The following is a 14,269-nucleotide window of genomic DNA, read 5'->3' as shown; positions in this document are numbered from 1 at the left end:
GCTACCCGGTCCGGAGATCAGGAACGACATCCTGACCGCCGATCGACGCGCCCGGCCCGGTGATTCAGCTCCCACTCGCTGCGCTATGGCATCAATGCGCCCCTTGTATGACATCACCGATGACGCCACACTGGTGTCATGGATCTGAACAAGTACACCACGCGACTACGCGAAGACCTGATCGCGGCCGCCGCCCTCGGTGACGAGAAGACGCAGGCCACCGCCGCCGCGCTGGCCGCGGCCACGGAGAGTTCGGCGCGGCTGGCATTGCTGGCGGCGCTGTCGGACCTGGCCGCCGAGGTCAGTGCCGAACTCGGCGACCGGACGGTGCACGTGTCGGTCGACGGCACCGACGCCACCATCGACGTACGGAAGAACCCCGGCACGGACGAACCGCCCACGTTCGAGGAGATGACTGGCGACATCAGCCGGGTGACCCTGCGCATGGTCGAGCAGTTGAAGTCCAAGGCCGAGGAAGCCGCACAGCAGAGCGGGATGTCACTGAACGGGTGGTTGCAGAGCACCGTGAGCGACGCGCTCCGACACCAGATGGGCGGCTACGGCAGCCGGCACAAGCGCGACCGGGACAGCGGTTTCGGCAAAACCGATATCTGAGCAACGCCCTGACTCAGAGGAGGGGCGCGAGATCGCCCTTCACTCCGAGGACTATCTCATCGAGTTCCAGCCAGTCGGCCATTTCACGCAGTGAGTTCTTCAGGGCGACAGCGGTTTCCATTGTGCGGTGACCGGGTTCGGCGAAGGCTCCGGGCACCAGGAGGCGGCCGGTCGCGCGTTCGGCCCGCAGGTCGACGCGGCCGACGAGTTCGCCGTCGAGCAGGAACGGGAAGACGTAATACCCGTGCACCCGTTTGGGTTCAGGGGTGTAGATCTCGATCCGATAGTGGAAGTCGAAAATCCGTTCGGTACGCGGCCGGAAGAAGATCAGCGGGTCGAACGGGCACAGCAGCGCCGCGCCTTCGATCGCGCGCGGTGTCTTCGCGCCGGTGTGCAGGTAGGCGGGTTTGTCCCAGCCCGCGACCTCGACCTGCTCCAGCTCTCCCGCCTCGATCAGCTCCGCGATCGCGGGCTCGGTCTGAGAGCGGTGCATCCGGTAGTAGTCGCGCAGATCGGGTTCGGTCGCGATGCCCAGCGCCGTTGCGGCGCGCCGGATCAGCTCGCGGAACGCGTCACCCTCGGCGACTCGGCGGGCGAGCACTTCGGGCGGGACGACCCGCTCGGTCAGGTCATAGTGCCGGGCGAACCCGACGCGTTTGTCCACCGACAGCTCGCCGGTGGCGAACAACTGCTCGCAAATGATCTTGGTATCACTGAGGTTCCAGCCCCAATGATCCTTGGACCGCGGCTTGTCCAGTTCGAGGTGGCGCTCCACCTCACCGGCGGTCGACGGACCGGCCTCGCGAATGACATCGAGGATGTCCTTGGTCAGGGTGGGGCTGTGTTCGAGCACCCGCTTCGCCGACTGCCAGCGGCCGTGCTCATATTTCGCCATCCGCCAGCGCATCAGCGGCCAATCCTGCACCGGGATCAGCGCGGCCTCGTGCGCCCAGTACTCCACCAGCCGCCGTGGCCGGCGCGCGTTGTGGCTCCACGCGGCTTCGTCGAGCAGCCCACGGTCGTAGGCGCCGATCCGGCTGAAGACCGGGGCGTAGTGCGCGCGCACCACCGCCGATACCGAATCCAATTGCAGCAGCTGGGTTCGGCTCAGCACATCCAGCACGGTTTTGCGGTTGGTCACCGCGGGTTTCCGCTTGCCGAAACCCTGCGCCGCCAATGCCGTCCGGCGCGCGGCCGCCGCACTCATCCTTCGCACCTGTCGAAGGATGCCATGGGGGTACGACACGTTCGCCGCGCCCTACAACTCGCAGGGCTCGGTCATGACGCTGACCGCGCCGGCGGTATCGATCTCGGTGCGGCGAGCGGCGTCGGGGGTATCGGCCAGCACGGTGGCCAGGATGCGACGCCCCATCGGCAGCACCCGCACCGTCACCGAGCCCGCGTTCGCGGTGTCCAATTCCCTTGTCGCCGCGTCGATCACACGTTCGCGCACCCAGCGCGGCACGCCCGCGAAACCGCCGTCGTCGAGCAGGACCACCTCGACACCGCGGGACCGGGCACCGCGGGCCGCGCCGCTCAACTCATCGGTGACCAATTGCGGAGCACGCAGTCCGTCGCGCAGTTCGGCCTCCAGCAACCGGCACTGCTCGCGTTCCTCGGCGGTCAGCGCGACGCCGTCGGCGATGCGTTCCAGGATCGGACGCGCCACCTTGTCCAGGCGGGCCAATTGCCGGTCCCGCTCACTGTTCTCGGCTGCCATGCCGGCTTCGGCGGCGGCGCGCATCGTCGCCTCCTCGCGGAGCAATCGCAGCGAACGCTGCGTCGGGCGCATGAGCGCGGCGCAGACCGAGACGCCGGCGACCGTGGCGATCGGAACGATCGAACCCGCCAGCACCCCGGACCGCAACTCACCCAGGACACCCGCGCCCACGATCACCAGGGCGATACCCGCCACCCCGAGCCACGCCGCGCCGAGCCGTCCGCGCAGGACCAGCACGGCCAGCACGTAGGAGGACGCGAACACCGTCCACACCGGCCGCGACCAGCCGCTGTGCCCGTTCAGGGTGGTGAGCGCCGTCGACACCGGACCCGAGCCGATCACGAAAACCGTTGCCGGCCAAGGCAAAGGATCCACCGGAATGACCAATACCAGCACTCCCGCCGCGACCAGCAGCAGCGCGGCCAGCACAGCCGCGGCCAACGGGACGTGCGACAGATTGCGCACCATGTACAGCACGATCGTCACTTCGAGGATGATCAGGAACAACCAGGCCGAACCGTCTCGGAGGCCGAGCAGGTCACGCAGGCCGAACTCGTTGTCGGTGTCAGCCATCGCTACCCCACACCAAAGTCACCGTCGTGCCCTCGCCCGGCGCCGATTCCACGAAACCGGCGCCGCCGGCCAGCTGACGCATCCGGCCCAGAATGCTCACCGAGACGCCGAGGCGATCCGCGGGCACCCGGCTCAGATCGAAACCGGCGCCGTCATCGCGGAACACCACCCGGATGCCGCCGGCGCTGACCGTCACGGTGACCGTGCGCTGCACCGCACGACCCGGCACGGTGGCATGACGCAGGCTGTTGCGCACCGCCTCGACCAGCGCCGCGGCGATCGCGCCCGCGGCCTGCACCGGCAAGCGCAGATCGTCGAAACCGGACCAGCGGCGCTCGGCGAAGGCGATGCCCGGATTCACGTCGTGCACGGCGGCACGCAGGAAATCGATCGCGTGTTTGGCATCGAGCCGGTCCGGTTCGGTCGCGCTGCCGCGGGCCTCGTCGAGTTGGACCAGGGTGCGTTCGGCCTGACTGCGCAACACGGGTGACTCGACGCCCGCCCGGGACGCGTCCAGCAGCGTCGACAGCACCGCGTCGTGAATGAGCGCGGCGAAACGAGCCCGTTCCCGGTCGCGCGCGGCCGCGCCAGCCGCGACCGCCGCCCGGCTGCTCGCGATCGCCGATTCCCGGTCCACGCGGGCCGCGGCGGCGCGCGCGTAGATCGCGCACCACAGGAACAACACGCACAATCCGGCGGCGCGAACGAAGTCCCCGGCCAGCCCCCACCCCGTGCCGTACGGCGTGACATACATATTCGCCGCCGCCGAAGCTGCGGCGCCGACGACGAGATAGCCGACCGCGATCATCGGCCGCCAGGCCAGCGCCGCGGCGAGCACGCCGAGCGCGAACAGCCGGTACAGCCACACCGCCGTGGCGTCGACATGCGATTCCCGATAGGCGAGCGGGACCACCGCGAACGCCAGCAGATAGCAGATCGCGGCGGCGCCCGAAACCCACTGGATGACACGGGTACTCGAGCCGAACGACACGATCGCGAGCACCGGGAACCACCCGAACGCCAGCACCACCGTCAGCACGGTCCAGGCCGGCGCCGCGGCGCGGCTCTGCTCGGCGATCTCCGGAGTCTCCGCGAGGACAGCGAGCACGCCGGCGATACCGAACACGAGCGCGAGGCGGCGCAGGATCCGATCCGCGGCGGGTTCGGAGGACGTCTCCGTGGCGAACGCCCGACGCCAGCGTCCGGCCCGAGCCTGGTCGGCGGTCGGCGGCGTGCCGGCCGGCGAATTGGTCCGCGGATCTTCGCCGCGCCGGCGTTCGGCACCGGCCGAACGTCCGAAAGGTCTGTGTCTATTGCTGGCTCGCTGGCGCGCGCTCAGCGTCATGCCCTGGGATGACGCTCGGGAACCGGGAGCCATCCGTCCTCCACCGCCCGCTTGTAGAGGTCGGTCTTGGTCGGCGCGGGCCGGCCCGCGTCGGCGTATTTCTGCCGGATTCGGCCGAGGTAGTCGTTGACCGTCTGCTCCGACAGGCCGGTCAGCCGGGCCACCCGGGAGGCTTTCTCACCCGAGGCATACAGGGTGAGCACCTCTTCCTGGCGCGGGCTCAGGCCGACATCGGACAGCTGCGGGTCACCGTCGATGGCCGCGGCCCAGTCGGTGGTGACTACTTGGTTGCCGGAGGCGGCCTGCCGCACCGCGGCTACCACGGTCGAGGCATCCTCGGACTTGCGCACCACACCCAGCACACCGGCGCGAGCGGCGGAGCGCACCAGGAAAGCGTTGTCGGCGCCGGTGAACACCAGCACCTCGATGCCGCGATCGCGCAGGGCACGCACATTGTCTTCCGGAGAGGAACCGTCGGCGAGACGCAGGTCGAGGACCACCAGGTCCAAATCGGCCGCGCCCGCGGTGGCCAGCAGTTCCGGCACGGTGCCCGCGGTCAGCACCAGTTTCAGGTCGGGTTGCGGCGCGAGCATCGCGGCCAGCCCGATCGCGACGGATTCATGGTCTTCGACCAGTCCGATCCGGCGCGTACCGATGTCGCCCCCTTCGGCGCTCATCAAACGACACTCCCATCCCGAGCCGAAACCCGGTTCACCTTTCCCACCGCTACAACGTCAGGTCGAGTATGACGGGCCGGAAGCCGGAAAGGTCAGACACCAAAAATCGGGGGATTGGCCGAATTTTTGCGATCTATGTCAATCCAGCCACTGGTGGCAGCTTATTGCCTAAGCGAAACTTACTGCCATGCAAGCCATTACCGCACTAGTCGCCGCGGGCACGGTTCTGACCACGCTCGCCATGCTCACCGGGACGGCCATGGCGGCCGGCCTCAAAGATCTCGACGACAAGGAGGCGTAACCATGACAACCCATGCTGTGACCACTCGAGGCACCGGCGTACGGCGGGCCGAGTCCGCCACCAGTTCGATGCGGACCCGGTTCGCTCGCCTGCTCGCACTGTTCGGCGCGGCCGGACAGGCCGTCCCGTTCCACCGCGGCTGACGAATTCGTGAGTTGCCTCATAGTGGACACCGAGGCGGCGTGCGCCCCGGCCCACGCGAGACCGCCGGATCCATTGCCGGGCAACAACGCTCGGCCCCTGCCGCTGAGCGCCGCAACTCACGATGACCAGCACTCGAGTTTGCCTGACATTTGCCACTCCTCCTACCGTCGAAGCGACAGCACGTCGATCGATCCGAGGAATAGCTATGCCGCTGCTCGACCTGGGTTCCGCCGCCCTCAACCTGGCGAACGTCGTGACCAACATCGCGGTCAACATCACCTACCTGCTGCACGCCTGGGGCCTCGCATAAGCTCGCGCGCAACGAAATCCGAACGGGGTGGTCCTAAGGGCCACCCCATTCTCGTCTCCGGTCACCCCATGAGATGGGCGGCGACGGTGGCGCCGAGTTCCCAGCAACGCTGAATATCGTCCTTGCCCGGCGCCCCCGACAGGATGACCGCGGCGGCCGCCTTCTCCCACCCGAGACCCGTGGTCGCGGCTTCCACGCCCCGCTCAGCTCCCTCGGTGCCTTCGTTGCCGTGGATGTACAAACCGTACGGACGACCGCGGGTGGAATCGAGACACGGGTAATAGAACGTGTCGAAAGCATGCTTCAACGCGCCGGACATATAGCCGAGGTTCGCCGGGGTCCCGAGAAGGTAGCCGTCGGCGGCGAGCACGTCGCTGGCGGTGACCGCCAGAGCGGCACGACGTTCGACCTCCACCCCCTCGATCTCCGGGTCGGTCGCACCGGAGACCACCGCCTCGAACATGGCCTGCATGTGCGGGGACGGAGTGTGGTGGATGATCAGCAGTCGAGCCACGGTGTCACCCTTCGCGTTCGAGTTTTTCCAAAGCGACTGCGCGGCGCATGGTTTCGCGGGCGCGGGTGCGGTCGCCGGCGTAGTCGTAGGCGCGGGCGAGGCGGTAGGACATGCGCCAGTTGTCGGGGTCGGCTTCCCATTCTTTGCGCACGCGGTCGAACAGGTCGTCGGCCGCGGTGCGTTCGATGCGTCCGGAGGGGCGGCGGGGTAGCTCGGAGGTGTCGAGTTCGAGGCCGTCCTCGCGCATCCGGGCGGCCAGGCGCTGATGGTCGAGGGCGGCGCGCACGGTCGCCACGACGATCCAGACGCCGACCAGCGGCAGGATCAGCACGCCGATGCCGATGGCGAGCGCCGCGATGTCACCGGAGCCGATGAGTTCGAACGCGATGCGCCCCAGCAGCAGGAAATAGAACCCGAGCACCGCGACCAGGACCGCGATGAAGGCGACGACCTTGCGGACGTCGCTGCCGGAGGACCCCTGGACGGTCACAGATCCAGGAACGGGTCGAGCCCGACGGTCAGGCCGGGACGGTTGGCGATCTCCCGCACGCCGAGCAGGACGCCCGGGGCGAAGGAGGAGCGGTCGATGGAGTCGTGGCGGATGGTCAATGTCTCGCCCTGGGTGCCGAACAGCACTTCCTGGTGCGCCACCAATCCGGCCAGCCGCACCGAGTGCACGCGCACCCCGTCGACATCGGCGCCGCGCGCACCGTCCAGGGCGGTGGTGGTCGCGTCGGGACTCTTGCCCACACCCGCGCGTTCGCGCGCCTCGGCGATCAAGCCCGCGGTGCGGTAGGCGGTGCCCGAGGGGGCATCGGCCTTGTTCGGGTGGTGCAGCTCGATGACCTCGACCGATTCGAAGAACCGCGCCGCCTGCTCGGCGAACCGCATCGACAGCACCGCCCCGATGGCGAAGTTCGGCGCGATCAGCACACCGGTCTCCGGCTGTTCCCGCAGCCAGCTCCGCACCTCGTCGAGCCGACCGGCGTCGAAGCCGGTGGTGCCGACGACGGCGTGAATGCCGTGCTCCACCAAGAACTTCAGGTTCCCCATCACCACGTCGGGATGGGTGAAGTCGACGACCACCTGGGTCTTGCTCTCGGTGAACGTCTCCAGCGCGTCGCCCTTGTCGACGGCCGCGGACAGCTCGAGATCAGCCGCCGCCTCCACGGCCGCGCAGATCGCCTGTCCGACTTTGCCGCGTGCTCCGAGCACCCCGACCCGAATGGTCACCGCACCTCCTGTGTCCTGGGGCATTCGCGCACCCCGCGTTCCCGGCCAGCCTAGTAGGCGACACCGGGCGGTCCCGCGCCCGCTCAGCGATAACCCGCGGCGGACCTATTCGGCCCAGGGGCACAGGACCGGAACCCCGGTGGCCAGGAAATCCTTCCGGTTCCGGGTGACGACGACGAGGCCATACGATTCCGCGGTCGCCGCGATGAGGCCGTCCACCGGATCGACGGAGTGGCCGTCCGATTCGGCTCGCGCCCGGATCCTGCCCCAGGCCTGGGCGACAGCCGTGTCGACACACAGCAATCGGTCGCCGAATCGGTCGACGACATCCTCGGCGAGCCACGCGGTCAGACGGGCCTTGCGCGGCCCGTCCCGGAGGCGATCGACGCCGCGCCGGACTTCCCCGATGGTGAGGGCACTCAGATACATCCGATCCTCGTCGGTGGCGTGCGACCACTCCATGAGCCCGGGGTCGGGCAGCGGTTTGATCCACTCCGAGATGGCGTTCGTGTCCAAGAGGAATCCGGGCCGCTCGACGACCCGTTCCGCACTCGCCGTCACAACGCCACGTCACGATGCGAGGGATCGCTCCGTTCCCGTTCCAGTTCCAGCCGCGAACCGCGCAACGGCGAGGCCGCCATGAACTCGGCGAAGCTGCCCTGGCGGCGGCTCTTGCGCCGCCATTCCTCGATGGGCACCACGACGGCGACTTCACGGCCGTGTTTGGTGATCACCTGCGGGCCCTCCCGATCTACGGTGTCGATCAACTCGGAGAACTTCGCCTTCGCGTCGGCTACCGGCCAAGCGATATCCGGTTGTTCCGAAGCCTGCGCCGGCTCCGCCCGCTTACGCGCCATCGAGACCACCCCTCAAGCCCTTATGACTACACTGGTCAATTCAGGCTACTCCCTGCCTGCCCGCCACGCCAGACCCGACAGCGTCCGGCTACGCCGCGGGCTTCCTGATGACCTCGAACAGGGCCGTAATGCTCTGTTCGCCACGGCCTTCCGCGACCGCGCGACGGAGCAGATCGTGCATCGCCGCGTGCCAGGACATGTCGACGCCGGATTCGGCTGCCAGGGCCTCGTCTTCGGCGACGGCCGCGTGGAACAGCGCGATCGAGGAACCCAGTCGGGAGTAGTCGGCCGTGTCGATCTCCGCGGCGAGAATCGGCAGCAGGGACTCGATCATCTGGAGCCACTTGCGCGAGTAGGGCACCATCGCCGCGGCCGGAATGCCACGCGTGGCGAGCACCGCCGCGCCCTCCAGGAATCCGAGCAGCGCCGGAAGCAGCGTCGCGCCGACCGCCGACTCGTAGAGCGCGGCGAGATCCGGCTCCGGTCCCAGGTGCACGATGTCGCCACCCAGTGCGCGCAGTATTTCGGCGTGGTGGTCGAAGACGGCGCGATCGCCGCCGAAGTACAGCAGGGTCTCCGAATCACCCACCGCGGCAGGCACATTCTTGATCGCGCCGGCGAGGAATCGGGCATCCCGCGCGGCGATCCATTCGGCCATCCGGCGGGCACCGGCGGGCGACCCGCTGTTGAGCGTCAGCACGGTTCGACCGGCCAGCGCGTCCGCGACCGGAGCCAGGGTGTCCAGTGTCGCGTCGAATCCGGTGAGTACCGAGACGATCACCGGGCCGGCGGTGATCGCGTCCTGGATCGTGCGCGCGTGGACGGCACCGTGCTCCACCAGTGCCGCCGCGCGCTCCGGGCTGCGGTTCCACACCGCGGTCGGGTGTCCGGCGGCCAGCAGTGCCATGGCCACCGCCCTGCCCATCGAGCCGACTCCGAGCACTGTCACGGGTGTGCGGCTGCTGCCGGTCATGTTGCCTCCCAAGTTGGTTCGCTGCGGGGGCTCCGCGGCCCCGGGCGCTCAGTCTTCGGGTGGCTGCGGCGTGGCGACAAGTACCTACTTTTTGGTCGAATACCCCCGCTGGAGGTAAGCATCCAGGTCAGGCGGACGATGGTCAGTCGAAGACGATGACCTGGCGGAGTGCGTGGCCGGCGGCGAGTTCGTCCATCGCGTGGTTGATCCGGTCGAGGCCGATGTGCGCGGAGACGAGGCGCTCGACGGGAAGCCGGCCCGCACGCCACATGCGCACGTATTCGGGGATGTCGCGGGCGGGGACGGCCGAGCCGAGGTAACTGCCGACGATGGTGCGCCCCTGCGCGACCAACGTGAGCGGGGAAATGCTCGCGCGCGCGTCGGGGGCAGGCAACCCGACGGTGACGGTCGTGCCGCCCGCGGCGGTGGCGGCCACGGCGGTTTCGAAAGCAGGGATGTTGCCTGCGGCCTCGATCACGATCTCGGCCTGGATACCCCGGTCCGCCAGTTCACCAGGCGTGTGGACCGCGGCGGCCCCGAGTTCGGTGGCGAGAGTCAGCTTTTCGGCCACGGTGTCGACGGCGATGACCTCGCGGCCGAGGGAGACGCCGACCAGCACCGCGGCCATGCCGACGCCGCCGAGGCCGACGACCATGATGCGATCGCCGGGGCCGGGCTTCGCCGAATTCAACAGCGCGCCACCACCGGTGAGCACCGCACAGCCGAGGACGGCGGCGACTTCCGGCGGGACATCGTCGTCGACCGGCACGACGGAGCGGCGGTCTACCACGGCATGCGTGGCGAAGGCGGACACACCCAGGTGATGGTGCACCTCCGCGCCGTCGCGGCGCAGCCTGCGCCCGCCGTTGAGGAGCTCACCCGCGTTATTGGCGAGACTGCCGGGCCCGCAAGGGGTTCGACCCTCGCTCGCACACCCGGCACACTCTCCGCAACGCGGTAGAAAGGTCATCACGACCCGCTGTCCGACCGCGATGTCACCGTCGCCGGGACCGACCGCCTCGACTCGCCCGGCGGCCTCGTGCCCGAGCAGCATCGGCACCGGACGCACCCGATTGCCGTCCACCACGGACAGATCGGAATGGCACAACCCGGCGGCCTCGATCCGGACCAGCAGTTCACCGGGGCCGGGTTCGGCGAGGTCGAGCTCGCAGATGGTGATCGGGGCCGACTCGGCGAAAGGCACGGGGGCCGCGATCCGCTCCAGAACCGCACCACGAATCTTCATTCGCCCGACGCTACCGCCGACCATGGCCTGCGTCACTCCGGGGTTGAAAAACACGTGCCGCGCCCACTAATCTCGGGCACCGTGACGGTGCTCCTGTCGGCCGCCTTGTACCGAGCCCAGGGTCGGGACCGTCACGACTGCAAGGAGTAATCCCCTGTCAGTTCAGTTCAATCACACCATTGTCGGTTGTCGCGACAAGCGGGTGTCCGCGGAATTCTGGTCGGACATCCTGGGATTGGAAATCGGCACGGAAGCGGGTCCTTTCATCCCGCTGACCACCGCGAACGGTGTCACCTTCGATATGGCGAATGTTCCGCCGTTCATCGACGAGATCCAACCCCAGCACTACGCCTTTTTGATTTCCGAAGCCGAATTCGACGCGGCCTACGCCAAGATCCAGCGCTACAAGCTGGACCACTGGGCGGATCCGCAGAAGCACGGCGTCAACGAGATCAATCATCACGACGGCGGTCGCGGCGTCTACTTCGAGGATCCGAGCGGCCACTACCTGGAGTTGATCACCGTCCCGTACGGCGGTTGGCCGGCGTAGTGCCGCACGCCTCCGGCGCGGGCACTGCGTCCAGCGCCGGGGGCCACGGACTCGGCAGCACCGAACTCGGTTTGCGAGTTGGGTTTTCGTCCCAGTCGAAGCGCACACCCACCCAGGCTGTCGGAGCGTCGAAGTGGATCTGCCCGGCGGCGAAACGCGCCTCGGCGAAGGAAACATCGCCGAAGAAGTCGCAGGCGGTGAAATCGGCGGCGCGCCCGCCCAGCACGGTGCGCGCGAAGGTGGCGCCGCCGTGGAATTGCGCCTTGGCGAAATCGATCTCACGGGTGCCCTTGTTGCGCCGCCAGGCCTGCCCGCCGAAGCGCGCATCGTCGAATTCGACGGCGGCGGCACAGAAATGGGCGCCACTGAACGCGACCCGGGTACCGCCGAAGACCGCGTGCGCGAACGATACGCGCTCGCCGTCTACGGTCGCGCCCTCGAAGGAGGTCGATTCCGCACCGAATCTGGTGGCCCGGAACGATGTCTCCTCGCCGACGAATCTGGCGCCGGTATATCCGGTGCGGATGCCCGCGAAGACCACGTCGTCGAACGAGGTATAGGGCGATTTGAAGATCGCCTCGTCGAAACTCGTATGGGCGCAGCGGAACTCGGCTCGGTCGAATACCACGGGCGCTTCGCCGAATACCGCGCCGTGGAAGGTGACGTGCCGTCCGGTGAAGCGAGCACGTTCGAAATCCGTGCGTAGATCGCCGACGAACCGGGTACCCGCGAAGACAGTCCAGCGACCGCCGAATTCGACCCCCTGGAAGTCGGCATCGTCGAATACCGCGCCGGTGAAATCGAAGTCGCACTGGGACCAGGAGACCTCGGCATAGCGCCGGGACCAGGAATCCCGCGGCGCGCGGCGCAGGTGTTCGGCGATGACCCGGACGATGGTGCGCCGCACCTCGCGATCGTCGCGCCGGATGTGATAGACCCGCTCCACCCGGCTGCCGGACTCCTCCATCGATTCCGCGCGGGAGACAAGATGATTCGAGCCGTCGCCGGGTTCATACGGTAGCCGGAGATAGCCGCACAGTACGTCGACGCACTGCTGGCGCCGGCGCGGTGTGGCGCATTCGTCGGCGATCACGGCCACGGCGTAGACCCCCGCGATCCGCACGGCCGGGTCTTCGTCGCCCAATTGCCGCACCGCGCCGCCGATGAGTTCGGCGAAGCGCCCGCGTTCCAGGTCCCGCTGGCGGCGGTAGGCCACCGTCACCGCGACCGCCCCGCCGATGCCCGCGAGCACCGCCAGCGCGATCGCGGTGAGTTGCACCTGGTTCGGCCGTTCCGCCTCGACTCCCAGGCCGAGCCGCAGCAGCCACCAGGTCACTCCCCCGATGACCAGGCCGAGGAGTACCACGGTCGACACTGCGAAGAACAGTGCGGCGCGGCGCACCCGATCACCCAGCCTCCCCCATCGCATGATGGGCATGGTAAACGGGATCGGCGTACCGCGCCTACAGGACAAGAGCGGCTATGCCTGTGCCCCAGCCCTTTTCAGGTGTCACCCATCCGGTGGACGGAACGCCGGATTCAGGCCGACCGGTCGGCACGCCGATTGCCGCGGACACCCAGCCCGGCGGCGATCAGGCAGGCGAGGGCCACCACGCCGACGAACCACGGGAAGACATTGTTCAGTCCCCAGGTCGTGGCGGCCCAGCCCGCGAGAATGGTCGGCAACGCCATCGCCGAGTAGGCCAGCAGGTAGTACGCCGACATCGTCTCACCCCGCTTGTGGTGCGGCACGACGTTGGACAGGTGTCGCAGCGACCCGCCGAACCCGAGCCCGAAAGTCACACCCAGCAGCACGCCCGCCGCCAGCACCACGACCCAGTTGTGGGTGGCCAGCGCGGGCACGGTCAGCAGCAGCGCGAAAGCCATCCCGGTGTCGCCGATGATCGCCGCGCGCCGGGCGGGGATACCCGTCGCGAACAGCTGGCTGGTGGCGCCGGACAGCGCGGTCGAGGCGACCACCGCCCCGCCGAAGACCAGATTGTGGATGCCGGTCTGCTGCGCGGCCAGCGACGGGTACAGCGACAGCAACACCCCGAGCACCGACCAGGCCGCCATCACGCCGATCGCGGAGAACCAGAAGTCCGCGGAGATCTCTTGCGGCACAGCTGGTTTTGCGATCCGAATGCGACCGGCAACCCGGGCGCCGTGCGGCTCCCGCAACGCCAGCACCCCGACACCGATGATCAAGCAGACCACGGTGATCACCACGTAGGGGGTGCGCAACGGATACGGCGCGTACTGCGCCAGCAGCGCGGAGCCCAGAATCGCCACGGCCATACCGACATTGAAGGCGACACCGCTGAGCTGTCCGGAGCGCGCGCCACGATGCGGCCGCAGATCCAGCAGCGCCGCCGCGCCAGCCACCACCGTCGACCCGACCGCCAACCCGTGTAAAGCTCTGGCCAGCAACAACATCGGCACCGAATCGGCCAGCATGAACACCACCAGACCGACGATCATGATGGCGAAAGCGCCCAGAAGCACCGGCTTGCGGCCCACCACATCGGAGATCCGGCCCGAGACCAGCACCGCGGCGAGGGCGGCGAAGGCATACACCGCGAAGACCACGGTCGTGGTCAGCGGGGACAGGTGCCATTGCGTTTCGTACAACCCGTACAGCGGAGCGGGAACCCCGGACACCCCGAGCGCCACACCGCTCGCGGCCAGCACCAACGGGTACGCCCAACGCTGTACGGTCTGCTCGCCGGCGGCCACTGTCGCTGCCATCATCGCTCCGATCAGGTAAGTTTGATGTCTATCGAACTCCAGTCGAACCCTACAACCGGTACGACGAACATCGAACCCATCTGTGAGGTAGCTCATGACCGAAGCCAAGGAACCGCTGCCGCCGGTCGCCTCGCTGCCCACCGTCCTGGGCGCGCTGCAGGATCCCATCCGGTTGGAAATGATCCGCCGCCTCAGCAACGCCGGCACCGCCGTCCGGTGCAGCGCCCTCTACGGCGTGATCAACAAATCCACCGCCACCCACCATTTCAAGATCCTGCGCGAAGCCGGGCTCATCGAACGCCTCGTCATCGACGGCCAGATCCACCAGCGCCTGCGCACCGCCGACATCGACCAGGCCCTGCCCGGACTACTCCCCGCGATCGTCAGCGCGGCGAACCAGACCTGATCCGGCTCGCCCGCACACCACTGGCGCAAATCGAGGCGGGAACCCAAAACTGCTGTC

Annotated in this window: 17 protein-coding genes; 4 read left to right on the top strand and 13 right to left on the bottom strand. The window is 68.3% G+C overall.

Annotation, left to right across the window (positions count from 1 at the left end; genetic code table 11):
- The first annotated feature begins 138 nt into the window (after positions 1–138).
- Positions 139–615, top strand: a complete 477-nt coding sequence (locus tag BJ987_RS15945) for a hypothetical protein (RefSeq protein ID WP_209890240.1) — start codon at positions 139–141, stop codon at positions 613–615.
- Between the two features lie 13 nt (positions 616–628).
- Here the strand turns inward: BJ987_RS15945 and BJ987_RS15940 are convergent, their stop codons facing one another.
- From BJ987_RS15940 to BJ987_RS15925, 4 genes are read right to left on the bottom strand one after another with little or no spacing between them, the layout of a single operon-like run.
- Entirely contained in the window at positions 629–1,831 is a 1,203-nt protein-coding gene (locus BJ987_RS15940; protein ID WP_209890237.1) for a winged helix-turn-helix domain-containing protein, read from the bottom strand.
- 42 nt (positions 1,832–1,873) lie between these two features.
- A complete protein-coding gene (locus tag BJ987_RS15935) occupies positions 1,874–2,908 on the bottom strand; it encodes a DUF8320 family protein (protein ID WP_209890234.1) in 1,035 nt (344 codons plus the stop codon).
- Positions 2,901–4,286, bottom strand: a complete 1,386-nt coding sequence (locus BJ987_RS15930; RefSeq protein WP_209890231.1) for an ATP-binding protein — start codon at positions 4,284–4,286, stop codon at positions 2,901–2,903. Before BJ987_RS15930 ends, BJ987_RS15935 begins: the two co-directional genes overlap by 8 nt.
- Positions 4,250–4,930, bottom strand: coding sequence for a response regulator transcription factor (locus BJ987_RS15925; protein ID WP_209890228.1), 681 nt, complete (start codon positions 4,928–4,930; stop codon positions 4,250–4,252). The genes BJ987_RS15930 and BJ987_RS15925 overlap by 37 nt, the downstream gene beginning before the upstream one ends.
- 303 nt (positions 4,931–5,233) lie before the next feature.
- On the opposite strand from BJ987_RS15925, the gene BJ987_RS15920 reads away from it, so the two are divergent.
- Positions 5,234–5,374 carry a hypothetical protein gene (locus BJ987_RS15920; RefSeq protein ID WP_209890225.1) on the top strand — a complete coding sequence of 47 codons (141 nt, stop codon included), beginning with the start codon at positions 5,234–5,236 and terminating at the stop codon, positions 5,372–5,374.
- A gap of 372 nt (positions 5,375–5,746) precedes the next feature.
- Here BJ987_RS15920 and BJ987_RS15915 read toward each other — a convergent pair whose 3' ends face one another.
- The 7 genes from BJ987_RS15915 to BJ987_RS15885 all read right to left on the bottom strand — a co-directional run bounded on the left by BJ987_RS15915 (position 5,747) and on the right by BJ987_RS15885 (position 10,508).
- The gene (locus BJ987_RS15915; protein WP_209890222.1) at positions 5,747–6,199 is read right to left on the bottom strand and encodes a flavodoxin family protein; all 453 of its coding nucleotides are present in this window, start codon (positions 6,197–6,199) and stop codon (positions 5,747–5,749) included.
- 4 nt (positions 6,200–6,203) lie between these two features.
- The gene (locus BJ987_RS15910) at positions 6,204–6,689 is read right to left on the bottom strand and encodes a hypothetical protein (RefSeq protein WP_209890219.1); all 486 of its coding nucleotides are present in this window, start codon (positions 6,687–6,689) and stop codon (positions 6,204–6,206) included.
- Positions 6,686–7,432: a 4-hydroxy-tetrahydrodipicolinate reductase gene (gene dapB / locus BJ987_RS15905; RefSeq protein WP_209890216.1), complete on the bottom strand. Its 747-nt coding sequence runs from the start codon at positions 7,430–7,432 to the stop codon at positions 6,686–6,688. Before dapB ends, BJ987_RS15910 begins: the two co-directional genes overlap by 4 nt.
- Before the next feature lie 105 nt (positions 7,433–7,537).
- On the bottom strand, positions 7,538–7,993 hold the full coding sequence (locus BJ987_RS15900; RefSeq protein WP_209890213.1) for a type II toxin-antitoxin system VapC family toxin: 456 nt from the start codon (positions 7,991–7,993) through the stop codon (positions 7,538–7,540).
- On the bottom strand, positions 7,990–8,289 hold the full coding sequence (locus BJ987_RS15895; RefSeq protein ID WP_209890210.1) for a type II toxin-antitoxin system Phd/YefM family antitoxin: 300 nt from the start codon (positions 8,287–8,289) through the stop codon (positions 7,990–7,992). The genes BJ987_RS15900 and BJ987_RS15895 overlap by 4 nt, the downstream gene beginning before the upstream one ends.
- 88 nt (positions 8,290–8,377) lie before the next feature.
- Complete coding sequence (locus tag BJ987_RS15890) at positions 8,378–9,262, bottom strand: NAD(P)-dependent oxidoreductase (RefSeq protein WP_209890207.1); 885 nt, start codon at positions 9,260–9,262, stop codon at positions 8,378–8,380.
- A 142-nt stretch (positions 9,263–9,404) separates the two neighbouring features.
- Positions 9,405–10,508, bottom strand: a complete 1,104-nt coding sequence (locus BJ987_RS15885) for an alcohol dehydrogenase catalytic domain-containing protein (protein ID WP_209890204.1) — start codon at positions 10,506–10,508, stop codon at positions 9,405–9,407.
- A 154-nt stretch (positions 10,509–10,662) separates the two neighbouring features.
- Between BJ987_RS15885 and BJ987_RS15880 the strand changes: the two genes are divergently transcribed.
- Positions 10,663–11,058: a VOC family protein gene (locus BJ987_RS15880; RefSeq protein WP_209898483.1), complete on the top strand. Its 396-nt coding sequence runs from the start codon at positions 10,663–10,665 to the stop codon at positions 11,056–11,058.
- On the opposite strand, the gene BJ987_RS15875 is transcribed toward BJ987_RS15880, so the two are convergent.
- Positions 11,027–12,487 carry a pentapeptide repeat-containing protein gene (locus tag BJ987_RS15875; RefSeq protein ID WP_209890201.1) on the bottom strand — a complete coding sequence of 487 codons (1,461 nt, stop codon included), beginning with the start codon at positions 12,485–12,487 and terminating at the stop codon, positions 11,027–11,029. The two genes, BJ987_RS15880 and BJ987_RS15875, sit on opposite strands and share 32 nt — an antisense overlap.
- A gap of 110 nt (positions 12,488–12,597) precedes the next feature.
- Entirely contained in the window at positions 12,598–13,809 is a 1,212-nt protein-coding gene (locus BJ987_RS15870; protein WP_209890199.1) for an MFS transporter, read from the bottom strand.
- A 91-nt stretch (positions 13,810–13,900) separates the two neighbouring features.
- Between BJ987_RS15870 and BJ987_RS15865 the strand changes: the two genes are divergently transcribed.
- Positions 13,901–14,212, top strand: a complete 312-nt coding sequence (locus tag BJ987_RS15865; RefSeq protein WP_209890197.1) for an ArsR/SmtB family transcription factor — start codon at positions 13,901–13,903, stop codon at positions 14,210–14,212.
- Positions 14,213–14,269: the final 57 nt, after the last annotated feature.

The sequence above is a fragment of the Nocardia goodfellowii genome, from assembly GCF_017875645.1.
GTDB lineage: Bacteria > Actinomycetota > Actinomycetes > Mycobacteriales > Mycobacteriaceae > Nocardia > Nocardia goodfellowii.
This window is presented reverse-complemented; position numbering and strand designations above follow the sequence as displayed.

Bases quoted from the DNA above. Each gene is read 5' to 3' on its own strand.
- BJ987_RS15920 (WP_209890225.1), top strand. From the start codon at position 5,234: ATGACAACCCATGCTGTGACCACTCGAGGCACCGGCGTACGGCGGGCC.
- BJ987_RS15935 (WP_209890234.1), bottom strand. From the start codon at position 2,908: ATGGCTGACACCGACAACGAGTTCGGCCTGCGTGACCTGCTCGGCCTC.
- BJ987_RS15875 (WP_209890201.1), bottom strand. From the start codon at position 12,487: ATGCGATGGGGGAGGCTGGGTGATCGGGTGCGCCGCGCCGCACTGTTC.
- BJ987_RS15925 (WP_209890228.1), bottom strand. From the start codon at position 4,930: ATGAGCGCCGAAGGGGGCGACATCGGTACGCGCCGGATCGGACTGGTC.
- BJ987_RS15895 (WP_209890210.1), bottom strand. From the start codon at position 8,289: ATGGCGCGTAAGCGGGCGGAGCCGGCGCAGGCTTCGGAACAACCGGAT.
- BJ987_RS15945 (WP_209890240.1), top strand. From the start codon at position 139: ATGGATCTGAACAAGTACACCACGCGACTACGCGAAGACCTGATCGCG.
- BJ987_RS15890 (WP_209890207.1), bottom strand. From the start codon at position 9,262: ATGACCGGCAGCAGCCGCACACCCGTGACAGTGCTCGGAGTCGGCTCG.
- BJ987_RS15865 (WP_209890197.1), top strand. From the start codon at position 13,901: ATGACCGAAGCCAAGGAACCGCTGCCGCCGGTCGCCTCGCTGCCCACC.
- BJ987_RS15885 (WP_209890204.1), bottom strand. From the start codon at position 10,508: ATGAAGATTCGTGGTGCGGTTCTGGAGCGGATCGCGGCCCCCGTGCCT.
- BJ987_RS15930 (WP_209890231.1), bottom strand. From the start codon at position 4,286: ATGGCTCCCGGTTCCCGAGCGTCATCCCAGGGCATGACGCTGAGCGCG.
- BJ987_RS15870 (WP_209890199.1), bottom strand. From the start codon at position 13,809: ATGATGGCAGCGACAGTGGCCGCCGGCGAGCAGACCGTACAGCGTTGG.